Annotated in this window: 24 protein-coding genes; 11 read left to right on the forward strand and 13 right to left on the reverse strand. The window is 67.5% G+C overall.

The features are described 5' to 3' along the window. Positions 1 to 15: 15 nt before the first annotated feature. Entirely contained in the window at positions 16 to 972 is a 957-nt protein-coding gene (gene coxB / locus CI805_RS01080; RefSeq protein WP_409934916.1) for a cytochrome c oxidase subunit II, read from the reverse strand. A 361-nt stretch (positions 973 to 1,333) separates the two neighbouring features. Between coxB and pyrE the strand changes: the two genes are divergently transcribed. From pyrE to CI805_RS01125, 9 genes are all read left to right on the forward strand, one after another. Beyond that, positions 1,334 to 1,918 (forward strand): orotate phosphoribosyltransferase, encoded by a 585-nt coding sequence (gene pyrE, locus CI805_RS01085; RefSeq protein WP_260925233.1) that lies wholly within the window; start codon positions 1,334 to 1,336, stop codon positions 1,916 to 1,918. Positions 1,919 to 2,010: 92 nt separating this feature from the next. Continuing rightward, positions 2,011 to 2,700 (forward strand): pyridoxine 5'-phosphate synthase, encoded by a 690-nt coding sequence (locus CI805_RS01090; protein ID WP_260925235.1) that lies wholly within the window; start codon positions 2,011 to 2,013, stop codon positions 2,698 to 2,700. Positions 2,701 to 2,705: 5 nt separating this feature from the next. Beyond that, the gene (locus CI805_RS01095; RefSeq protein ID WP_260925237.1) at positions 2,706 to 2,978 is read left to right on the forward strand and encodes a hypothetical protein; all 273 of its coding nucleotides are present in this window, start codon (positions 2,706 to 2,708) and stop codon (positions 2,976 to 2,978) included. After that, positions 2,975 to 3,403 (forward strand): holo-ACP synthase, encoded by a 429-nt coding sequence (gene acpS / locus CI805_RS01100; protein WP_260928021.1) that lies wholly within the window; start codon positions 2,975 to 2,977, stop codon positions 3,401 to 3,403. Before CI805_RS01095 ends, acpS begins: the two co-directional genes overlap by 4 nt. 32 nt (positions 3,404 to 3,435) lie before the next feature. Continuing rightward, positions 3,436 to 4,356 (forward strand): signal peptidase I, encoded by a 921-nt coding sequence (lepB, locus tag CI805_RS01105; protein WP_260925239.1) that lies wholly within the window; start codon positions 3,436 to 3,438, stop codon positions 4,354 to 4,356. Between the two features lie 16 nt (positions 4,357 to 4,372). Beyond that, the gene (locus CI805_RS01110; protein ID WP_260925241.1) at positions 4,373 to 5,527 is read left to right on the forward strand and encodes an AI-2E family transporter; all 1,155 of its coding nucleotides are present in this window, start codon (positions 4,373 to 4,375) and stop codon (positions 5,525 to 5,527) included. Between the two features lie 13 nt (positions 5,528 to 5,540). After that, positions 5,541 to 6,812 (forward strand): DUF3089 domain-containing protein, encoded by a 1,272-nt coding sequence (locus tag CI805_RS01115; protein WP_260925243.1) that lies wholly within the window; start codon positions 5,541 to 5,543, stop codon positions 6,810 to 6,812. Then, on the forward strand, positions 6,755 to 7,300 hold the full coding sequence (gene ruvX, locus CI805_RS01120; RefSeq protein ID WP_260925245.1) for a Holliday junction resolvase RuvX: 546 nt from the start codon (positions 6,755 to 6,757) through the stop codon (positions 7,298 to 7,300). Before CI805_RS01115 ends, ruvX begins: the two co-directional genes overlap by 58 nt. A gap of 89 nt (positions 7,301 to 7,389) precedes the next feature. After that, positions 7,390 to 7,944: a hypothetical protein gene (locus tag CI805_RS01125; RefSeq protein WP_260925246.1), complete on the forward strand. Its 555-nt coding sequence runs from the start codon at positions 7,390 to 7,392 to the stop codon at positions 7,942 to 7,944. Here the strand turns inward: CI805_RS01125 and CI805_RS01130 are convergent. Further along, a complete protein-coding gene (locus CI805_RS01130) occupies positions 7,922 to 8,968 on the reverse strand; it encodes a bifunctional precorrin-2 dehydrogenase/sirohydrochlorin ferrochelatase (protein ID WP_313958510.1) in 1,047 nt (348 codons plus the stop codon). The two genes, CI805_RS01125 and CI805_RS01130, sit on opposite strands and share 23 nt — an antisense overlap. A 173-nt stretch (positions 8,969 to 9,141) precedes the next feature. Here CI805_RS01130 and CI805_RS01135 point away from each other — a divergent pair, with 173 nt between their 5' ends. Continuing rightward, the gene (locus CI805_RS01135) at positions 9,142 to 9,690 is read left to right on the forward strand and encodes a superoxide dismutase family protein (RefSeq protein ID WP_260925248.1); all 549 of its coding nucleotides are present in this window, start codon (positions 9,142 to 9,144) and stop codon (positions 9,688 to 9,690) included. Positions 9,691 to 9,769: 79 nt separating this feature from the next. Here CI805_RS01135 and lysA read toward each other — a convergent pair whose 3' ends face one another. The 3 genes from lysA to argH are packed head-to-tail and all read right to left on the reverse strand — an operon-like array spanning position 9,770 to position 12,769. Further along, on the reverse strand, positions 9,770 to 11,029 hold the full coding sequence (lysA, locus tag CI805_RS01140; protein WP_260925250.1) for a diaminopimelate decarboxylase: 1,260 nt from the start codon (positions 11,027 to 11,029) through the stop codon (positions 9,770 to 9,772). 19 nt (positions 11,030 to 11,048) lie between these two features. After that, positions 11,049 to 11,387 carry a hypothetical protein gene (locus CI805_RS01145; RefSeq protein WP_260928022.1) on the reverse strand — a complete coding sequence of 113 codons (339 nt, stop codon included), beginning with the start codon at positions 11,385 to 11,387 and terminating at the stop codon, positions 11,049 to 11,051. An 8-nt stretch (positions 11,388 to 11,395) separates the two neighbouring features. Further along, entirely contained in the window at positions 11,396 to 12,769 is a 1,374-nt protein-coding gene (argH, locus tag CI805_RS01150; RefSeq protein ID WP_260928024.1) for an argininosuccinate lyase, read from the reverse strand. A gap of 19 nt (positions 12,770 to 12,788) precedes the next feature. On the opposite strand from argH, the gene CI805_RS01155 reads away from it, so the two are divergent. Next, complete coding sequence (locus CI805_RS01155; RefSeq protein ID WP_260925252.1) at positions 12,789 to 13,403, forward strand: TlpA family protein disulfide reductase; 615 nt, start codon at positions 12,789 to 12,791, stop codon at positions 13,401 to 13,403. A 4-nt stretch (positions 13,404 to 13,407) separates the two neighbouring features. Here CI805_RS01155 and cobU read toward each other — a convergent pair whose 3' ends face one another. Genes cobU through CI805_RS01195 form a run of 8 tightly spaced genes read right to left on the reverse strand, consistent with a single transcriptional unit; the run spans position 13,408 to position 20,007 of the window. Further along, on the reverse strand, positions 13,408 to 13,908 hold the full coding sequence (gene cobU, locus CI805_RS01160; RefSeq protein ID WP_260925254.1) for a bifunctional adenosylcobinamide kinase/adenosylcobinamide-phosphate guanylyltransferase: 501 nt from the start codon (positions 13,906 to 13,908) through the stop codon (positions 13,408 to 13,410). Continuing rightward, positions 13,905 to 15,365: a cobyric acid synthase gene (locus CI805_RS01165; RefSeq protein WP_260925256.1), complete on the reverse strand. Its 1,461-nt coding sequence runs from the start codon at positions 15,363 to 15,365 to the stop codon at positions 13,905 to 13,907. Before CI805_RS01165 ends, cobU begins: the two co-directional genes overlap by 4 nt. Position 15,366: 1 nt before the next feature. Then, complete coding sequence (gene cbiB / locus CI805_RS01170; protein WP_260925258.1) at positions 15,367 to 16,308, reverse strand: adenosylcobinamide-phosphate synthase CbiB; 942 nt, start codon at positions 16,306 to 16,308, stop codon at positions 15,367 to 15,369. Then, positions 16,301 to 17,290, reverse strand: coding sequence for a threonine-phosphate decarboxylase CobD (cobD, locus tag CI805_RS01175; RefSeq protein WP_260925260.1), 990 nt, complete (start codon positions 17,288 to 17,290; stop codon positions 16,301 to 16,303). The genes cbiB and cobD overlap by 8 nt, the downstream gene beginning before the upstream one ends. Beyond that, complete coding sequence (cobS, locus tag CI805_RS01180) at positions 17,287 to 18,024, reverse strand: adenosylcobinamide-GDP ribazoletransferase (RefSeq protein WP_260925263.1); 738 nt, start codon at positions 18,022 to 18,024, stop codon at positions 17,287 to 17,289. The genes cobD and cobS overlap by 4 nt, the downstream gene beginning before the upstream one ends. Beyond that, positions 18,021 to 18,590 (reverse strand): histidine phosphatase family protein, encoded by a 570-nt coding sequence (locus CI805_RS01185; protein WP_260925265.1) that lies wholly within the window; start codon positions 18,588 to 18,590, stop codon positions 18,021 to 18,023. Before CI805_RS01185 ends, cobS begins: the two co-directional genes overlap by 4 nt. Beyond that, positions 18,587 to 19,603, reverse strand: a complete 1,017-nt coding sequence (gene cobT, locus CI805_RS01190; RefSeq protein WP_260925266.1) for a nicotinate-nucleotide--dimethylbenzimidazole phosphoribosyltransferase — start codon at positions 19,601 to 19,603, stop codon at positions 18,587 to 18,589. Before cobT ends, CI805_RS01185 begins: the two co-directional genes overlap by 4 nt. Further along, positions 19,600 to 20,007 (reverse strand): DUF1636 domain-containing protein, encoded by a 408-nt coding sequence (locus CI805_RS01195; protein ID WP_260925268.1) that lies wholly within the window; start codon positions 20,005 to 20,007, stop codon positions 19,600 to 19,602. The genes cobT and CI805_RS01195 overlap by 4 nt, the downstream gene beginning before the upstream one ends. Positions 20,008 to 20,028: the final 21 nt, after the last annotated feature.

The following is a 20,028-nucleotide window of genomic DNA, read 5'->3' on the forward strand; positions in this document are numbered from 1 at the left end:
GTCTCTTCCTCCCGGTCAGTCAGCTTGGGTCTGGGGTGCGGCGGGCGTCACCAGAGCGAGCCCGGACCGGTGCGCGTCCACTTTCGCGCCCGCATGGGTCATCACCCAGGCATTGTACCTGTCGCGCGGCAGCGCCTCGACCGCGATCGGCATGAAGCCGTGCTTGGCCCCGCACAATTCCGAGCACTGGCCGTAATAGACCCCCGGCTTCTCGACATAGAGCACGCGCTCGTTGATCCGCCCCGGCACCGCGTCCAGCTTGAACCACAAGGACGGTACCGCGAAGGAGTGGATCACGTCCGTTGCGGTGATGAGCAGGCGGATCGGCTCTCCGGCGGGCACGACCATGCGGTTGTCGACCTCCAGATGCGAAGGCCCGTCCCACGGTTTCGAGCCGACATAGCGCACGCCCGCGTTGATCACCGGCTGGCCGGGCACGTTCAGCATGTTCGAGATCACCTCGAAATCGCCGTTGTCGGGATAGCTGTAGCTCCAGAACCACTGGTTGCCCGTGACCTTGATGGTCAGCGCGTTGGCGGGGGCGGGCTTGTACTGCTTGGCGATCAGGTCGAACGAGGGCACCGCGATGCCCAGCAGGATGAACACCGGCGCCAGCGTCCAGATCACTTCGAGCGCGGTGTTGTGGCTGGTGCGCGAAGGCGTGGGATTGCGCCGGTTGTTGAAGCGCGCCGCGACGATGCCCAGCAGGATCAGCACGAACAGGCAGATGACCACCAGCACCGGCAGCAGCACCGCGTCATGGATCCATTCGGCATATTGCCCGGTCGGCGAGAACTGGCGCTGCATGCCGATCCCGCCGTCCACCGGCATGCCGATCCCCCGCGTCGGCGTCATCGGGATATAGGCAGGTGTTGGGGCAGGTGTCGTGGCGGCCGCTGCAGGCGCAGCAGCCGGGGTCTTTGCCGCCGCCTGCGCAAGGGCAGACCCGATCCCCAGCCCAGGCCAGATCACGCCCCCGGTCAAAGCGACCGCCCCCCGCACGAATGTTCTGCCAACGATGGTTCTCGCCGCCCTGCCTGTCATCGTCACTCCCACCGCATCAAGCCGCGCGTCATGGTGCGCATCGAGATCGGGCTGCATCGGCACGGCAGAACGGTTGGGGGAGGACGGATTTCGAGTGTCCAGGCCTTTCCCGTACGTCCGGGCGCGCGCATCCTCTCTTGTATAAGCGGGAGCTTCTTGCCCCCGTCTCTCACATGGCTATACGCGCGCTTGCCGGTCGTCTCAAGCGACTCTAGGAAATTTCGGGCTCGGGATCGGAGCGAAAGTCTTCTCCCGCGCCGCCATGACACGCGAAGGGAGCCATTTCGCAATGCTCGAAGAAGACGTCCTCGCCGAGTTCCGCCAGAGCAAGGCCCTGCTCGAAGGACACTTCCTCCTCTCCTCGGGTCGCCACAGCGCGCACTACCTGCAATGCGCCCGCGTGCTGATGAACCCCGACCGCGCCGCGCGCCTCGCCGTCGCCATCGCCGCCAAGCTGCCGCATGACCTGCGCCGCCAGATCACCAAGGTCGTCTCGCCCGCGATGGGCGGCGTGATCATCGGTCAGGAGATGGGCCGCGCGTTGCAGGTCGATGCCATGTTCGTCGAGCGCCCCACCGGCACCTTCGAGCTGCGCCGCGGCTTCTCGCTGGAGCCTTCCGACCGCGTGCTGATGGTCGAGGACGTGGTGACGACCGGCCTGTCCAGCCGCGAGGCGATCAAGGCCATCGAGGAAACCGGCGCGCGCGTGATCGCCGCCGCCTCGCTGGTGGACCGCACCGCAGGCGCCGTGGACCTTGGCGTGCCGTTCTTCCCGCTCGTCGCGCTGAACTTCCCGACCTACGCGCCCGATGAAGTTCCCGCCGAACTCGCCAAGACCCCCGCGATCAAGCCGGGCAGCCGCGCACAGCCTTGATCTTCTCTATCGCTTAAACCTTCTCCAGCCCAGGAACCCGGCATGAACGTCCTTTCCCCGCGAAGCTGCGCCTCGGCGTCAACATCGATCATGTGGCGACGATCCGTAACGCGCGCGGAGGCGTTCATCCCGATCCGGTGCGCGCGGCGGAAATCGTGGCACGCGCGGGCGGAGACGGCATCACCGTCCACTTGCGCGAGGACCGCCGCCACATCAAGGACGACGACATCTCGCGCGTTCAGGCCGCCACCGGCCTGCCGCTCAATCTGGAAATGGCGGCAACCGACGAGATGCTGGAGATCGCGCTGCGCCATCGCCCGCACGCCGCCTGCATCGTGCCCGAACGGCGCGAGGAGCGCACCACCGAGGGCGGGCTGGACGCTGCCGGGCAGCACAACCGCCTCGCGCCGATCTGCGCCCGCCTTGCCGATGCGGGCGTGCGCGTCAGCCTGTTCATCGCCCCCGAGCCGATACAGATCGAAGCGGCGATGAAGCTGGGCGCGCCGGTGGTCGAATTCCACACCGGCGAATATGCCCACGCCACCGACGAGCAGGTCGAGATCGAGCTGAAGCGCATCGCCGACATGGCCGCGCTCGCCGCCAAGAACGGCATCGAGCCGCACGCCGGGCATGGCCTGACCTACGAGAACGTCCAGCCGATCGCCGCCATTCCCCAGATCGCCGAACTCAACATCGGCCACTACCTGATCGGCGAGGCGATCTTCATCGGCCTCGAAGCCAGCGTCGCCAAGATGCGCGCGCTGATGGACGAGGTCCGTTGAACCCCATGAAGATCGTGCGTCCCCTGCTGTGGATTCTGGCCATGCTGGCCCTGCTGGTCACGTCTTACGTGGCGGCGGGAAGCGTGCTGATGCCGGGCAGCTGGACCGGGGTGTTCCTCGCCTACCGCCTGTTCTACCTTGCCAGCTTCGTCATCTCGATCGCCTGCGTCTGCGCCGCCGCCGTGGCCAAGCTGCCGCGCCGCAAGCGGGCGCTGCTGGCGATCCCCGTCGTTATCGCGCTCGCCGATATCGCCTTCGTATGGTGGATCAACCGATGATCCTCGGCCTCGGCTCGGACTTGTGCAATATAGAGCGGATCGCGAATTCGCTCGAGCGCTATGGCGACCGCTTCCTCCAGCGCGTCTTCACCGATCTAGAGCAGGCCAAGGCCGCGCGGCGCCCGCATACCGTGGCGGGAACGCTCGCCAAGCGCTTTGCCGCCAAGGAAGCGTTCTCCAAGGCGGTCGGCACCGGGTTCAAGGCGGGCGTGTTCATGAAGGACATCGGCGTCGTCAACGCCCCTTCCGGCGCGCCCACGCTAGCGCTGACCGGCGGCGCGAAGGCGCGGCTCGACAGCATGACACCGGAAGGTCACGAGGCAGTGGTTCACCTCACGCTCACCGATGACCATCCATGGGCACAGGCCTTCGTCGTTATCGAGGCGCGCCCGCTCGCGCCGCATCCGGGTGCCCCCACCGCATGACCAACAACACTTCCGAGACCGCTTCCCCAACCATGACCAAGACGCCCCCCAGCGACAGCACCGGCAGCAAGGACGGCGAGAAGGTCAACTGGTGGCGCGAGTTGCGCGGCCTTGCGGTGATGCTGCTGGCGGTGCTGGCGTTCCACTCGTTCGTGGCCAAGCCGTTCTACATCCCCTCGATCTCGATGATGCCCAACCTGCTGGTGGGCGATCGGCTGGTCGTCTCGAAGTATCCCTACGGCTGGGACTGGTCCTCGCTCAGCTTCCACCTGATGCCGCGCGGCACCTGGCGGATCGCGGGCAAGACCCCGCAATACGGCGATATCGTGATCGTCGTGCCGCGCAACCGCAAGGAAGACCTGATCAAGCGCGTCGTCGGCCTGCCCGGAGACCGCATCGCCGTGGTCAATGGCCAGATCGTGCTCAACGGCAAGCCGGTGCCGCAGCGCGCACAGCCAGCCCTCGAACTGGCGGTCGATCCCGATCAGCCGTGCGAGGAAGAGACCTTCCCCGGCCTCAAGGGCAAGCTGCCTTCGGGCAAGGAAGTGTGCGAACTGCCGCTTTATCGTGAAACCCTGCCCAACGGCGCGAGTTACGACATTATCGACCATATGGATCAGCCCTTGGACCACTATCCCGAAATCACGGTTCCCAAGGGTCAGGTCTTCGTGATGGGCGATGACCGCGACCATTCGGCCGACAGCCGCGAGCCGCTGTGGGGCAATGGCCTTGGCGGTCCCGTCCCGCTCTCCGACATCGGTGGCCGGGCAGAGTTCCTGACCTTCTCGCTCAACGGCACCGAAAGCTGGAACCCGATCAGCTGGTTCCACGCGCTGCGCAGCGGCCGCGCCTTCACCAGCCTGCGCCCGAAGATCGACGAGGCCGCCGCCAGGACCGCCTACGGCACCGTGACCCAGCCCGGCGTCTCGCTGGCGGAAACGACGCCCCACTGATGGCACGGGCGCACTGATGGCGAGCGGGGGCACGCATCACACGGAAACCCCGGCAGACCCTCGGGCGGATACCACGCCCATGGTCGCCTATACCGGGCCGACCGACATCGCCGACCCGCTGGTCCGCACCGAAGTGCGCAAGGCGCTGGTGTGGGTCGGCATGGTCGCTGCCTTCGCGCTGGTGGCGTTCCTCTCGCAATCGCTGATGGTGATCTTCGGCGGCATCGTCTTCGGCAGCCTGATCGACGGCGGCGCGCGCCTCGTCGCCCGCGTGATCCCGATCCCGCGCACCTGGTGCGTGGGGATCGTGCTGCTGGCCGCGGCGCTGTTCTTCGTGTGGATGACGCATTTCGCGGGCAACCAGATCACCACGCAGGCAACGCAGCTTCCCGCCACCATCGAAAAGCAGGGCCGCGAACTGCTGCTCTGGCTGGACCATCACGGCATCGACCTGCGCATCGGTGACTGGCGCAACCTGCTGCACGAGGGGCTTTCCGGCATCGGACAGGTCACCGCAGCGCTCGGCGGCCTGATCGGCGCGGTGACGACGGTGTTCCTGATCGTGGTGCTGGGCATCTATTTCGCGCTGGAGCCGCGTCTGTACCGTCGCGGCGTGGCGTGGGTGCTGCCGCAGGACCGCCGCCGCCACTTCGAGAAGACCACCCGGATGATGGGCCACGCGCTGCGCCGCCTGCTGTTCGGACGGGTGATCGGCATGGTGATCGAGGGTGTGTTCACCTGGGCGATGCTGCAGGGCTACGGCGTGCCGATGGCCGCGCTGCTGGGCCTCATCACCGGGTTGCTGGCCTTCATGCCCAACATCGGCGCACCGATTTCAGGCATGCTGATGATCCTCGTCGGCTTTTCGGGCGGGATGCAGATGGGCTTCTACACCATCGGCGTCTACGTCATGATCCACCTGATCGACGGCTACGTGATCGTCCCTGTGATCGCCCGCAAGACGGTGGACCTGCCCCCGGCGCTGGTGCTGGCCGCCCAGCTGATCATGGGCGTGCTGTTCGGCGTGATCGGCCTGATCCTTGCCGATCCGCTGGTGGCGATGATCAAGATCTGGCTGGAGCAGCAGGCGACGCACAACCGCGAGGATTTCGACCACGCTGCCGAGGTCGCCGCCGAAGTCGCAGCTGCCAGCGCTGCTTCCGGCGACTGACGACAGCCCGCCGATGGCCCGCAAGTTCCTCTACGCCGTCGCCGGCCTCGTGGTCCTCGCTCTCGCTGCGGTCATTCTCCTGCGGATCTATGCCGACGAGCTGACCGAGATGGCCTTCGTGCCGACCGCGAAGTTCGTGCAGCAACCTCCCGTCAGCCCCGGAGCCTACAACGATCCGCGCCTGTGGATCTCGCGCCCCGCCTCGGCAGGCGGCAACCCGCAGGACGATCCCGCGCGCTGGCTGCCGCCCGGCGTCCAGTCGCCGGAAAAGCCGCTGCACGTTGCCGTGTTCTTCGTCCACCCGACCAGCTTTGTCGCCCGTTCGGCGTGGAACGCCAGCCTGAGCGATCCCGAGGCCAATGGCCGCGCGCGCCTGTTCGTGAAGGCCAACGCCACGCCGTTCAACGCCACGCCTGACCTGTGGGCGCCGCGCTACCGGCAGGCCGCCGTCGGCGCCTTCCTGACCGACGATCCGCAAGCCAGTCAGGCGCTGCAACTGGCCTATGGCGACGTGCTCGCCGCCTTCGACGTGTTCCTGAAGAACGCGCCGAAGGACGAGCCGATCGTGCTCGCCGGGCACAGCCAGGGCGCCTTCATGCTGCGCCGCCTGATGCGCGACCGGGTGGCGGGGCAACCGCTCGCCCGTCGGATCGTCGCGGTCTATGCGGTGGGCTGGCCAGTCTCGCTGGAGCACGACCTGCCGCGCATGGGCCTGCCCGCCTGCCACGATGCCGATTCCACCGGCTGCGTCGCCAGCTGGATAAGCTTCGCCGACCCGGACGAGACGCAGATGCTGCGCCGCGCCTATGGCCGCCGCATGGGACTGGACTTCCAGCGCGTGGGCGACAGCCCGTTCCTGTGCACCAACCCGCTGACCGGCGCCTCGATGGAGCCGTCACCCGATCCTTCGGCAAGCGGTACGCCTGCATCACAGCACAGCACGGCCTCTGTCGAGCCCGAAGACGACGCCACCGACGCCCCGCCGTCGGTCGAGGCGGATGCCAAGATGAACCTCGGCACATTGGTGCCCGACTTCAAGACATGGACCGGCACGCTCGCCCCCGGCATGGTACCCGCGCGCTGCGGCCCGGACGACATTCTCCACATCGGATCGCCACCCGAACTCGATCTTGGCCCTTACGTGCTTCCCGGAAACAACTATCACCTCTACGACGTGATGCTGTTCTGGGCCAATCTCAGGGCGGATTTCGAGCACCGGGTAGAGATATGGACGACACATCAGGCGCAGCTCCAGAAGGCGGCGCAGCACCGAAGGCACCGCTAGCGCCGATCCTCACCGGCGCACTGGATTATCGCGACGCCTTGCCCGGTGGCGGCGCGCTCTTGGGCCTGGACCTTGGCACCCAGACCATCGGCACGGCGTTCTGCGATGCCGGCTGGCGTTTCGCCTCGCCCGGCAAGACGATCAAACGCGGCAAGTTCGGCGCCGACAAGGCCACGATGGAAGCCCTGATCCGCGAGCGCTCGATCAAGGGCATCGTCATCGGCCTGCCGCTCAACATGGACGGCTCCTCCGGGCCGCGCGCGCAGTCGAGCCGCGCCTATGCCCGCAATCTGGCCGTGCTCGGCCTGCCGATCCTCTTGTGGGACGAGCGCTGGTCCACCTCCGGCGCCGAACGCAGCCTGATCGCACAGGATATGAGCCGCGCCAAACGCTCCGAACGTATCGATTCCGCCGCCGCCGCCGTGATTCTGCAAGGCGCCATCGACGCGCTGGCAGGGGGATGTTCTGAGGGATGGAAATGGCCCTGACTGAAGGCACCGCCATATAATGACATTACAAGGGTAGCGGTCCTCGGGATTTTCCGCGCATGTCCCTTGAATGAAAGGTCAGACATCTCATGAAATTTCTGACGGATTGCCTCAACATCCTACGCCACTTGGACTGGCAGGCCATTGCTACCTTCGTGACAGGGCTGCTCGCAGTCATTGCTGCAATATTGGTTGGCCGCAAACAAATAGAGATCACGAAAAATCAATCTGAAATCCTTGCAGGTCAACTCAATCTCGAGCACGCGAAGCTGCGTGCCGACCTCTTTGAACGCAGGATGGCTGTTTATGAGGCAGCAGTGGAATTTCTAAATGAGACCGGCAATGATCGATTGGGTTCCCCCGAAAGCAACCAACGTTTTTCGAAATTCGGGCAGCGAACGCGGGAAAGCCGCTTCCTCTTCAATGAGCCTGAAGTAACGCAAAAGCTCAAGCAAATGTCAGATCGATCATGGGAATATTTGCGAGACAAGCAACTTCAATCATGCCCTGATGTGATTTTCGACGAACGCAGGCACGAGAATGTCGGTAATTTCTACCCATGGATATCACAAGCTCTCCATGATCTCGCCCTTATCATGGAGCCCGAGTTATCTATAGCGATCAAATCATCTCGCCAAGCCTGAGAAATCGAACCCTCGTCATCCCCGCACAGGCGGGGATCCAGTCGGCGTGACACGGTAGGGTAGGCTGTGGACGTGAGGGCAGAACTGGATTCCCGCCTGCGCGGGAATGACGAAGCAGGTGGGGTGCGGGCATGGCAAGGATAAGGCGGAAGGCCTGCCGAGCACCGCGCGGCCAGCTACGAGCACCGCGCGGCCCAGCTCCAAACGCCGTCCCGCCCCTCAGATCAAGGCGCCCGCAGTACCACCACAAAGCCCTCGCCCGTCCGCATCTCCGGCACCGTCGCGCCATCGGGCAGCACCTCGCGCACCGCGTCGGCGCGGGACCGGTCGAGGATCGCGGGGGCACGCCGGGTTCGTGGAGCAGCAGGTCGACCGAGCCGAGGAGGCGCGCCTCGCGCAAGGTGAGATCTTCGGGATCGGCACTGCGCAACGCGATCTCGACCACGCCCGAGGCCCCGCCGCTCGCACCCTCCAGCCAGCGGGGCACCGCGCCTTCGGGATGCTCGCGCAGGAGGTCGAGCGCACCGCCCTCGCCCAGCGCCATATCGAGCGCGCGGCGGCGTTCGCCTGCATCGGGAAAGCGCTGGCGCAGCAGTGGCCGCGCTTCTCCCAGCGCGCGCGCAAGGCGACCCAGCCCTTGCGGCAACAGCGTTTCCAGCCGCAGCCGAACCGCCTTGGCAAGCCCCGCAGAAGCACCGCCCGTGCCGATGGCCAGCAGCAGCGGCGCGCGGTCGAGGATCGAGGGGACCGTAAAGTCGCACAAGGCCGGACGGTCGGTGACGTTCACCAGCAATCCGGCCGCGCGGGCCTCGGCAGCGAGGCGTTCGGCCACTTCACCCCCGTCCGCCTCGAAAGCGAGGAAGGCCAGCCGAGCGCCAGCCGCGATGCCTTCGGCCAGCTCCGTGCAAATCCGCCCGCCAGCCCGCGCCACCAGTCGCCGCTTCGCCTCGGCGGCATCGCCATTACCCAAGACGATCACGGGCGCGTCGGCGATGCGGTGAAACAGCGGCAGGCTTTCGATCATGACCGGGAGCCTAGCGGTTACACGCCGGTTATACCAGACAAGGGTCAGAACCCTGGGTCCGGCTTCACACTTGCGCGCTGAAATCGCGGCGCCTTTTGTCTGGACCGCACCGCTATTGCGACGCATACCCAGCACCAGCGCACCAAATGTCCATCTCAGCGAAGGAACTGCGAATGCCCCCCCACATCGGAAAGCTCTCCGCGCTCCTGCTCATGGCAGGCCTGTGTACTGCCGCCAGCGCCCAGGCCCCTGCGCCTGACACTGCGACCAACACCGCGACCGGCACGATCTACAATGCCGCGCACAAGGCGATCGGCACCATCAGCCTGACCGAAACCGCTTCGGGCGTGCTGCTGCGCGTCGATGCCCATGGCCTGCCCGCAGGCTGGCACGGCATGCATTTCCATGAAAAGGGCGATTGCAGCGACGCCGCGTTCAAGGACGCGGGCGCGCATGTCCACATGCAGACGCCCGTGGTTCACGGCTTCATGATGCAGGGCGAGAACGACGCGGGCGACCTGCCGAACCTCTACGTCGATGCCAAGGGCAAGGCGATGGTCGAACTGCATTCGACGCTGGCCTCGCTCCACGGCGAAGGCGGACGCCCGGCGCTGCTCGATGCCGATGCCTCCGCGCTGGTGATCCACGCCAAGCCCGACGACTATACCACCCAGCCGATCGGCGGCTCGGGCGACCGGATCGCCTGCGCAGTCATTCACTGAGGCAAGATTTCGGGGCAGCCCGGCGGGAGGAGTTCTTCCTCCGCCGGGCTACCCTGAGCAACCTCAGGCCAGCCAGACTTTACGCAAGCCAGTCAGGCACCTGCTCGGCGGCAAGGATCGTCGAAGGCTCGATACGCGCGGCGACGAGCGCCCACTTGTCGCCATCGACCATGACTTCGGGCACCAGCGCGCGGCTGTTGTAGGTGTTCGCCATCGTCGCGCCATAGGCACCCGCCGTGCGGAACACCGCCAGATCGCCCGCCTTCACCACGTCGATGGTGCGGCCCATCGCGAAGGTATCCGAGCTTTCGCAGATCGGGCCGACGATGTTGGCCACCATGGTCTCGCCCGAAGGGGCAACGGCGTCGAAATCGTGCCAGGCATCGTACATCGCCGGGCGGGCAAGGTCGTTCATCGCCGCATCGACGACCACGAACGGCGCGCCCGTGCCCTGCTTCACGCGAACCACTTCGGTCACGAGAAGTCCTGCATTGCCGACGATCACGCGGCCCGGCTCGAACATCACGGTGACGTCCCAGTCCTTGGTCACGTCGGCCACCATCGCGCCGTATTCGGCGGGGCCAGGCAGCACGTCGGTGGTCTTGTACGGCACGCCCAGACCGCCGCCGAGATCCATGTGCGTAACCGCGAAGCCGTCCGCGCGGATCGCGCGCATCAGGTCGCCCATCTTGGCAAAGGCCTGGCGCGAGGGTTCGAGGTCGGTGATCTGGCTGCCGATATGCACGGCCAGCCCGCGCATCATCAGGCCGGGACGCGCGGCAAGCCGGGCATAGATCCCGGCAGCGCGATCATAAGCGACGCCGAACTTGTTCTCGGCCTTGCCGGTCGAGATCTTGGCGTGGGTCTTGGCGTCGACATCGGGGTTCACGCGGAGCGCGCACGAGGCGACCAGCCCGCGGGCCTCGGCGATGTCCGCCAGTTCGTGGCCCTCTTCCTCGCTTTCGAGGTTGAACTGGCCGATGCCGGCTTCGAGCGCGGCAACCAGTTCGCGCGTGGTCTTGCCGACGCCCGAGAACACCACTTCCTGCGCCGGGATACCCGCCGCCAGCGCGCGGCGCATCTCGCCTTCGGAGACCACATCGGCGCCGTAGCCTTCCTTGGCCAGCAGGCGCAGCACCGCAAGGTTCGGGTTCGCCTTTACCGCGAAGGCGATGTGGACACGGCCCACGCCAGCCAGCGCCTCGCGGAACACGCGCGCGTGGCGGGCGATGGTGCCGCGCGAATAGACATAGACCGGGGTGCCGACCTCACGGGCGATTTCGGCCAGCGAGACCTGTTCGGCGTGAAGCACGCCGTCTGTAATGTCGAAATGGTTCATGGACGGTCCTGTGGCGGGCTCAGTTGCCCTGTGCCCCGGTTGAGGGCGTTTCTGTCGGGGTCGGCGCATCGGTCGGCGTCGAAGTCGCTGTCGGATCGGGTTTTTCCGGCGGCGGCAGGTTGAACGGATCGTCCTCGCGCGTTTCCGACTTGGTGCGCAGTTCGAGATTGCGCTCCGGGATCGCGATCGTCGGCGTCTTGAGCAGCGCGGTCGAATTCGGACGCTCGCTCACGCCATAGGGCGCGGGCGGCAGCATCGCGCCCTTGGGCGGTTTCAGCTCTGCACGCTGCCCGCAAGCGGCCAGCGCAAGCGGCAGTGCGAGAACGGAAACGACAGCGACCTTGCCGGAAAAACGCATCAATTCCCTCACTCCAGACCGAGCGCCACGCGCGCCTCGGCCACGCGCAGACGAACCTGATCGGGCGCCGTGCCGCCGTGCGACTTGCGCGCGGCGACCGAGGCCTCGACCGAGAGCGCCTTGAATACGCGCTCGTCGATGCGGCTGTCGATGGCTTTCAAATCGTCCAGCGGCAACTGATCGAGCGCAAGCCCCCGCGTCTCGGCGAGCTTGACCGCCGCACCGGTGATGTGATGCGCCTCGCGGAAGGGAATGTCCCCCTCGCGCACCAGCCAGTCGGCAAGGTCGGTCGCGGTCGCAAAGCCGAGTTCGGCGGCGCTGCGCATGCGGTCGGTCTTGAAGCGGGTCTCGGCGACCATGCCGGTCATCGCCGCGATCGACAGCGCCAGCAGCCCGGCGGCCTCGAATACCGGCGGCTTGTCGTCCTGCATGTCCTTCGAATAGGCGAGCGGCAGGCCCTTCATCGTCATCATCAGCGCCATCAGGCAGCCGGTGATCCGCCCCGAGTGGCCGCGCACCAGTTCGGCAGCGTCCGGGTTCTTCTTCTGCGGCATGATCGAGCTGCCGGTCGAAAGACTGTCGGGCAGCGCGACGAAGCCGAAGGGCTGGCTTGCCCAGATGATGAACTCCTCGGCCAGACGCGAGAGGTGCAGCGCGCACTGGCTGGCGGCCATCAGGTAATCGAGCGCGAAGTCGCGGTCGGACACCGAATCGAGGCTGTTGTCGGTCGGCGCATCGAAGCCCAGCGCCTGCGCGGTCATCGTGCGGTCGATGGGGAACCCGGTGCCGGCCAGCGCCGCTGCGCCCAGCGGGCTGCGATTCATGCGCTTGCGGGCATCGGCGAAACGCGAGCGGTCGCGCCCGATCATCTCGTAATAGGCCATCAGGTGGTGGCCCAGCGTGACCGGCTGCGCGGTCTGGAGGTGGGTGAAGCCGGGCATGATCGAATCGGCATGCTCACCCGCACGCGAAACGAGCGCGACCTGCAGGGCATCGAGGCCAGAGATCGCCTGATCCATCGCATCGCGGACCCAGAGGCGGAAATCGGTGGCGACCTGATCGTTGCGGCTGCGTGCGGTATGCAGACGGCCTGCCGCCGGGCCGATCAGTTCTGCGAGGCGGCTCTCGGTGGTCATGTGAATGTCTTCGAGGTCCCAGTTTTCCGGGACTCCGCTGACTTCGTACTCCGCTGCGACCGCGTCCAGACCGTCGCGGATCGTCACGGCGTCTGCCGCCGAAACGATCCCGCAGGCGCCCAGCATCGCGACATGTGCCTTGCTGGCGGCGATGTCCTGACGCCACAGCGCCTTGTCGAAGGGGATCGAGGCATTTATCTCGCGCATGATCGCCGACGGTCCTTCCGCGAACCGTCCGCCCCACATCTGGTTGGAGCCGCCTGCCTTGCTCTCTTCGAAATCGCTCAAGTCGCTAATCCTCGCATCGCTGGCGGGGACAGCCACGCTCCTCGCCGGGGGCTGCGATAGGCAAAGCAAGGACGCCGCGCAACCTGCACCGTCGCAGGAAACCAGCGATACGCCCGCCGCCAGCGCCACTGCCGCACCGGCGCCTGCCGTGACCGGCACGCTCGACCGCTCCCACAAGGGCGAACCGCTGCCGCAGATCACGCTGGTCGACGTCTCCGGCCACAAGCTCGACCTGCCCTCGCTGAAGGGCAAGCCGGTGCTGGTGAACCTGTGGGCGACATGGTGCGCGCCCTGCGTCGCGGAACTGCCAACGCTCGATACGCTGGCGGCGAAGGCGGACTATCCGGTGAAGATCCTGCCGATCTCGCAGAACATGGGCCAGCCCGACAAGGCGGCCGAGATCCTCCAGCGCCGCAAGCTCAAGCACATCGCGCCGTGGACCGACAACGAGGGCGATCTCGGCTTCAAGTACGGCGGCAACCTGCCCGAGACGATCCTGTTCGACAGTCGGGGCCGCGAAGTCTGGCGCTGGTCGGGCGGCAACGACTGGACCAGCCCCGCCGCCCAGAAGCTGATCGCCGAGGCGAAGTAGGTTTTCATTTCATCCTGAGGTTCAGCCCGGCGCACAGGAACTGGACCTCTTCCACGCACGCGGCGACGCGCTGGTTGACGATCCCCGCCGCATCGCGAAAGCGGCGGGCCAGCGCATTGTCGGGCACGATCCCCAGCCCGACCTCGTTGGTGACGAGGATCACCGTGCCGCGCGCGGCATTTATCGCCTCGATCAGTCGGTCGAGCGCCTCGGGAATATCGCGGTCGGCCAGCATCAGGTTGCTGGTCCACAGCGTCAGACAATCGACCAGCAGCACCTCGGCATCGTTCGCCGCCAGGGCCTGCGGCAGGTCGAGCGGAGCTTCCACCGTTCGCCACCCCTCGCCGCGATCCGCTTTATGGCTGGCGATCCGCGCGTGCATCTCCTCGTCGAAGGCCTGTGCGGTGGCGATATAGACCGCCTCTTGCCCGAGCGCCTCGGCCCGCCCTTGCGCATAGCGGCTCTTGCCCGAGCGCGCGCCGCCGATCACCAGCAGGCTGCTCATCGCTCGCGCCCCAGCGCCATGCGCATCAGCCCGCCAACGTCGACATGACGCTCCAGCTCGACGGCGATCTCGTCAAGCGCGGCATCCACGGTGGAAGCATGGCTGCGCCTGTCGGAGGCGACGCCGAAGCTCTTCAGAAGGGCCGTCCGCAATCCTGTGCTCGCAAAAGCCCCGTGGACATAGGTGCCGATCACAAGCCCGTCCGCGCTCATCGCGCCGTCCGCGCGCGTACCGTCCAGCGTGGCGAAAGGCCGGGTGCAATCCTGCCCGGAGGTCTCGCCCATATGCATCTCGAAGCCCTCGAACGTCTGCCCCATCGCGCTGCCGGTCACGCGCAGCAGGGTCTTGCCGGAGGTGAGTTCGGTCTCGACATCGAGCAGCCCCAGCCCTGCGATTTCGCCCGGCGGCCCTTCGATCCCACGCGGGTCACGAATGACGCGCCCCAGCATCTGGTAGCCGCCGCAGATGCCCAGCACCCGGCCCCCGCGCCGATGGTGGGCAAGAATGTCGATATGCCAGCCCTGCTCGCGCACTGCCGCCATGTCGGCCAGCGTCGCCTTCGAGCCCGGCAGGATCACCAGATCGCAGTCGAGCGGGATCGGCCGGCCCGGCGGCACCATCACCAGTTCGACGCCGCTCTCGGCCTTGAGCGGATCGAGATCGTCGAAATTGGCGATGCGCGGCAGGATCGGACAGGCGATGCGCAGCGCGGCGCGGCGCGAGCTATCGGGCTTCTCCAGCACCACCGCATCCTCGCTGGGCAACCGCACGGCAGCGGCAAGCCATGGGATCACGCCATAGCCGCGCCAGCCCGACAGCGCCTCGATCTGCGCATAGCCGTCCGCGAACAGGCTGGGTGTGCCGCGGAACTTGTTGATGAGAAAGCCCTGGATCATCGCCGCGTCGTCCGGGTCAAGCACCGTGCGCGTCCCCACCAGCGAGGCGATCACCCCGCCCCGGTCGATATCGCCGACCAGCACGACGGGCACTTTCGCAGCGCGCGCAAAGCCCATGTTCGCAATGTCTCCCGCGCGCAGGTTGATTTCCGCCGCTGCGCCCGCACCTTCGACGACGACCACGTCCGACTGCGCGCGCAGCCGCTCCCAGCTTTCCAGCACTTGCGGCAGCAGCGCCGCGCGCGCCTCGCGGAAATTGCCGCCGCCGATGGTCCCGCGCACCTGACCCTGCACCACCAGTTGCGAGGTGTGATCGGCCTGCGGCTTCAGCAGCACCGGGTTCATGTCGGTATGCGGCTCGACGCGGCAGGCCAGCGCCTGAAGCGCCTGCGCCCGGCCGATCTCGCCACCGTCGATGGTGACGGCGGCATTGTTCGACATGTTCTGCGGCTTGAACGGGCGCACCGCCAGACCGCGATTGGCAAAGGCCCGGCACAGCCCCGCCACCAGCACCGACTTGCCCACGTCCGAGCCCGTGCCCTGCAACATCAAGGCGCCCATCTTACCCCATCCCCCAAACAATCCCCGCCGCGATCAGCGCGAGCAGCACGCAGGCCCGCACATAGACCCGCAGCGCGCGGAATACATCGTCGGCACAAGCCTCTATCCGCCCATCGCCGATCCATGGCTTGTCGTGCAACGCCCCATCGTATGACACCGGCCCGGCCAGCCTCAGCCCCAGTACGCCTGCCATCGCCGCCTCGGTCCAGCCGGCATTGGGGGAGGCATGACGCGCGTGGTCGCGCCACAGCACGCGCCAGCCCCCGCCCCCTGCAAGGCACAGGATCACCCCGCCCAGCCGCGCCGGGATGAGGTTGAGCACGTCGTCCAGCCGCGCCGCCGCCCAGCCGAACGCCCGCCAGCGCGGCTCGCGGTGGCCGATCAGGCTGTCGGCAGTGTTGATCGCCTTGTAGGCCCAGACGCCGGGAAGACCGCCGACCAGCAGCCAGAACAGCGGCGCGGCGATTCCGTCGCAGAAACTTTCGGCCAGACTCTCGATCGCGGCGCGGGCGATCCCGGCGGCGTCCAGCGCCTCGACATCGCGCCCGACGATCATCGCCACGCCTCGCCGTGCGCCGATCCCCTCGCCTCGCGACAGCGAGATCGCAATGGGCCGCACATGGTCATAGAGGCTACGCTGCGCCAGCGCGGGCCACGCCAGCGCCCCGATGAAGATCCACGCATGCGCTCCCCATATCGCGCGCAGCAGGCACTCGATCGCCAGCGTAACACCGATCACGCCGCCGAGCAGGAGAACGACCAGCACCACGCCCAGCATCCGCCGCGCTGCCTCGCGACGTTCGGGATCGTTCCAGCGCCGCTCGCCCGCCTCTATCACGCATGCGAACAGACCCACCGGGTGCCCGATCCGGCGATAGATATTCCCCGGCCACCCGAATGCCGCATCGAGCACCAGCGCCACCAGCGCGACCGGCTCAGCCATGGAGCGCCAGCACGGACAGCAAGCGTTCGCGCGCCTCTGCGCCCGGCGGGAGGCCAAGCCGCAACCAGCGTGGTTCAGCATCGAACGGGCGCGTCAGGATCGCGTGGCGCGCAAGATGGTCGAACAGCGCCTGCGCATCGCCGCAGTCGATCAGGCGGAACAGCGGGCAACTGCCGCGCGCTTCATAGCCCAGCTTCGCCAGATCACGATCCAGCGCTGCCGCATCCTCGACCAGACGCGTGCGCGTCGCGGCGATCCATGCCGTGTCGCGATAGGCCGCCGTGCCGATGGCAATGGCGGCGGAGGACACCGGCCAGGCTCCCAGTCGCGCGCGCATGGCCACCAGCACATCGCGCGGCCCGATCACGAAGCCCAGGCGCACTCCGGCCAGCCCGAAAAACTTGCCGAACGAACGGAACACCAGCAGGCGGCGGTGATCGGACACCTCTCCAGCAAGGCTCATACCCTCGTGGCAATCGGCAAAGGCCTCGTCGACGATCAGCCAGCCTTTCGCGCCGCGCCGGGCGAGCCACGCCATCAGGGTCGCAGGTTCCAGCAGGCGTCCGTCGGGGTTGTTTGGATTGGCGAGGATCAAAGTCTCGCCGTCCGCCTTTTCGACTTCGGACAGCGCGATCTCACGGCTGCCCGCCACGATCTCGCCATGGGTGCGATAGGTGGGCGTAAGGTGAAAGGCAGAGGCCTGTCCCAGCAGATCGCCCGTCAGCCGCAGGCCGACTTCGGTGCCCGGCACGGCGCAGACATGCGCCGGATCGCAGCCGAAGTGCTCCGCCGCCGCGCGTTCCAGATCGCGCAAGGCACCCTCGTCGGGCAGGCTCTGCCAGTCGATGGCGAGACTTTCCGCATGCGGCCAGGGCTGCGGATTGATCCCGGTCGAAAGGTCGAGCCACGGCAGCGCACCCTCCCCGAAGTGCGCACGCGCGGCGCCGAGGCCACCGCCATGCCAGGTCCAGCGCGTGCTCATGCGATCAGCGCTCCCTGCACGACGAGCCCCAGCAGGATGGCCGTCTCGATCAGTTCGATGCCCGCGCCGTGGCCGTCACCCGATATGCCTCCAATGCGGCGCGACAGCCAGCGCGCCCAGAGCCACGCCAACGGCACGCCCACCAGCAGAGCAGGCACGAACCACGCCGCGACCAGCAGCGCGGCGCTCCACAGCACCAGATCGTGCGGGCGCACAGCATCGCGAAAGCGCGAGGCGAGCCCTTCGTGCAACGGCGCCAGCATGCGCGTCCACGCCAGCGGGGCGATCCGCGCGGCGAACGGGACGAGCACCAGCGCCCACCCCAGCCCGCAGTCGAGCACACCGTGCAGCAGCACCAGCTTGGCGATCAGTTGCAGGGCGATCGCCGTTACCCCGAAGCTGCCGACATGCGGATCGGCCAGCACCGCGCGCAGTCGTTCGGCGTCCTTGTGTGCCGCACCGCTGGCATCGGCCATGTCGCCAAGCCCGTCGAGATGCAGCGCCCCGGTGACAAGCACCCAGACGACCAGCCCGGCCAGCGCCCCGGTCCAGGTATCGAGGCAAGCCCCCGCCCAGGCCGCCACCGCGACCAGCGCGCCCACCAGCAAGCCCGCCGCCGGAAACCAGCGCATCGAGGCCGCGAAATCCTGTGACGTCACGGTCAGGCGCGGCGTCGGCAGGCGCGGCGTCGGCAGGCGCGTCAGGAACTGGATCGCGACGATAAGGCCTTTCATGCGATAAGCCCCACGATCTGCGCCATGCGAGGGGCTCCCTCCCACACCCGCAGCGTCAACACCGAAGCATAAGGCAGATCGAAGGCCCAGAGCTGGCCTTGCGCGAAACCAAACTGCGCCGCCAGCGCCGCGCGGATCGCCCCCGCATGCGTCACGACCAGCGTATCGCGCGCAGGCAAGGCCGCCAGCGCCTCGCCGACACGCGCGACCAGCGCCGACCAGCGCTCTCCCTGCGGCGGCGGACTGCCATCGGGATCGGCGTGGAACGCGGCCAGCGCGGTCGGGTCCACCTGATCGGGAGCCTGTCCGTCCCAGTCCCCGAAATCGAGTTCGCGCCAGCGCGGATCGGTCTTGCAGGACAGGCCGCGTGCCTGCGCCACCTGCTGTGCCGTTGCCGCGCACCGTTGCAGGTTGGAGCTGGCGACCGCCGCGAACGAAAGGTCCGGCACCCGCGCAAGGCAGGCGGCCATGCCCTCCGGCGTCACCGGCGGATCGCGATGGCCGAGCAGCAGGCCCGGCATCGGCGGCGCGCCATGGCGCAGCAGATGGACGAGAAACCCGCTCACGCCCGGTTCGCCACGCCCGCTTCGGCGAAGGTCGCCATGCCCGCATGCATCGCCAGCGCCGAGCGCACGATCTGCACCGCCACCGCCGCGCCGCTGCCTTCGCCTAGCCGCAGGTCGAGCCGGAGCAGCGGCGCAAGGCCCAGACGCTCCAGCAGCAGTGCATGTCCGGGCTCCGCAGAACAGTGCCCCGCCAGGCAGTGGTCGGTGATGGCAGGAACGGCAAGCGCCAGCGGGGCGAGCGCCGCGCAGGTGATGAACCCGTCCAGCATCACCGGAATGCGCAGCCGTCGCGCGGCCAGCACCGCGCCTGCCATCGCTGCGATCTCGCGTCCGCCAAGGCGGCGCAGGACCTCGAACGGCGTCATCGGCGCATCGGCATGGAAGGCCAGCGCGCGCTCCACCACGCGGCACTTGCGCGCGATTCCCTCGGGATCGAGGCCGGTGCCCGGCCCAACCCATTGCGCCGGATCGCCGCCGAAGCTGCGCGCGCATAGCGCGGCGGCGGCAGTGGTGTTGCCGATACCCATCTCGCCGATCACCAGCAGGTCGAGATCGGGCGTGACCACTGCGGCGCCTGCGCAAAGCGCGGCCAGACATTCCTCCTCGGTCATGGCCGCATCAACCGTGAAGTCCGCCGTCGGGCGATCGAGATCGAGCGGAACCACGGTCAGTTCCAGCCCTGCCGCGCCCGCCAGCGCGTTGATCGCTGCGCCCCCGCTGCGGAAGTTCTCGACCATCGCGGCAGTCACGCTCGCCGGATAGGGGCTCACGCCATGGACGACAAAGCCGTGGTTGCCTGCGAAGATCGCTGCCCGTCCGCGTTCGAGCACCGGGCGCTCGCGACGCTGCCAACCGGCGAGGAAGACCGCGATGTCCTCCAGCCGCCCGAGCGATCCCGCAGGCTTGGTCAGTTGCGCCTGCCGCGCGTGGGCGGCGGCGATGGCCCCCGGATCGGCAACGGGAAGATCGGCCAGCGCGGCTTCGAAAGCGGCGACGGAGGGGAACGCGGTCATTCGACGACAAATCCTTGCGGAGGCGTACGGGTGATGAAGTGGCCCTTGATCGCCTGCGGCCACTGCTTGAACGGCACACGCCCGTGCTCGCTCTCGGCATAGTGCGCGGCATAGTCGAGCAGCGCGGTCGCCGCCTCGCGATCGGGCGTGAAACGACCGAGCACATACCCGACCTTGCCCGGTGCGCGCAGGTGGACGGTGCAGTGCTCGGTACAGGCGAACAGGCAGGGCATTTCCTGCACCGCGATCCCGGCATAGCGCGCGTCTTCGGCCTGCACTTCGCGCAGCACCGCGACCAGTTGCGCGCCGCCGCGAAGGCCCGTGGCGTCCTCGCGCGCGTCGGCACTGTGGCGGCAGGTGTTGCAGGCCACGATGGCCGGTCCATCCTCGACAGGCGTCAGCATGATCGGTCTCTCCTGTTATCT

It is taken from the genome of Novosphingobium sp. 9, from assembly GCF_025340265.1.
Taxonomy (GTDB): Bacteria; Pseudomonadota; Alphaproteobacteria; order Sphingomonadales; family Sphingomonadaceae; genus Novosphingobium.

Bases quoted from the DNA above. Each gene is read 5' to 3' on its own strand.
- lepB (WP_260925239.1), top strand. From the start codon at position 3,436: ATGACCAAGACGCCCCCCAGCGACAGCACCGGCAGCAAGGACGGCGAG.
- pyrE (WP_260925233.1), top strand. From the start codon at position 1,334: ATGCTCGAAGAAGACGTCCTCGCCGAGTTCCGCCAGAGCAAGGCCCTG.
- argH (WP_260928024.1), bottom strand. From the start codon at position 12,769: ATGTGGGGCGGACGGTTCGCGGAAGGACCGTCGGCGATCATGCGCGAG.
- cobD (WP_260925260.1), bottom strand. From the start codon at position 17,290: ATGAGCACGCGCTGGACCTGGCATGGCGGTGGCCTCGGCGCCGCGCGT.
- cobT (WP_260925266.1), bottom strand. From the start codon at position 19,603: ATGACCGCGTTCCCCTCCGTCGCCGCTTTCGAAGCCGCGCTGGCCGAT.
- ruvX (WP_260925245.1), top strand. From the start codon at position 6,755: ATGGACGACACATCAGGCGCAGCTCCAGAAGGCGGCGCAGCACCGAAG.
- CI805_RS01130 (WP_313958510.1), bottom strand. From the start codon at position 8,968: ATGATCGAAAGCCTGCCGCTGTTTCACCGCATCGCCGACGCGCCCGTG.
- lysA (WP_260925250.1), bottom strand. From the start codon at position 11,029: ATGAACCATTTCGACATTACAGACGGCGTGCTTCACGCCGAACAGGTC.
- cobS (WP_260925263.1), bottom strand. From the start codon at position 18,024: ATGAAAGGCCTTATCGTCGCGATCCAGTTCCTGACGCGCCTGCCGACG.
- CI805_RS01125 (WP_260925246.1), top strand. From the start codon at position 7,390: ATGAAATTTCTGACGGATTGCCTCAACATCCTACGCCACTTGGACTGG.
- cbiB (WP_260925258.1), bottom strand. From the start codon at position 16,308: ATGGCTGAGCCGGTCGCGCTGGTGGCGCTGGTGCTCGATGCGGCATTC.
- acpS (WP_260928021.1), top strand. From the start codon at position 2,975: ATGATCCTCGGCCTCGGCTCGGACTTGTGCAATATAGAGCGGATCGCG.
- CI805_RS01135 (WP_260925248.1), top strand. From the start codon at position 9,142: ATGCCCCCCCACATCGGAAAGCTCTCCGCGCTCCTGCTCATGGCAGGC.
- CI805_RS01095 (WP_260925237.1), top strand. From the start codon at position 2,706: ATGAAGATCGTGCGTCCCCTGCTGTGGATTCTGGCCATGCTGGCCCTG.
- CI805_RS01195 (WP_260925268.1), bottom strand. From the start codon at position 20,007: ATGCTGACGCCTGTCGAGGATGGACCGGCCATCGTGGCCTGCAACACC.
- CI805_RS01145 (WP_260928022.1), bottom strand. From the start codon at position 11,387: ATGCGTTTTTCCGGCAAGGTCGCTGTCGTTTCCGTTCTCGCACTGCCG.
- cobU (WP_260925254.1), bottom strand. From the start codon at position 13,908: ATGAGCAGCCTGCTGGTGATCGGCGGCGCGCGCTCGGGCAAGAGCCGC.
- CI805_RS01110 (WP_260925241.1), top strand. From the start codon at position 4,373: ATGGCGAGCGGGGGCACGCATCACACGGAAACCCCGGCAGACCCTCGG.
- CI805_RS01165 (WP_260925256.1), bottom strand. From the start codon at position 15,365: ATGGGCGCCTTGATGTTGCAGGGCACGGGCTCGGACGTGGGCAAGTCG.
- CI805_RS01115 (WP_260925243.1), top strand. From the start codon at position 5,541: ATGGCCCGCAAGTTCCTCTACGCCGTCGCCGGCCTCGTGGTCCTCGCT.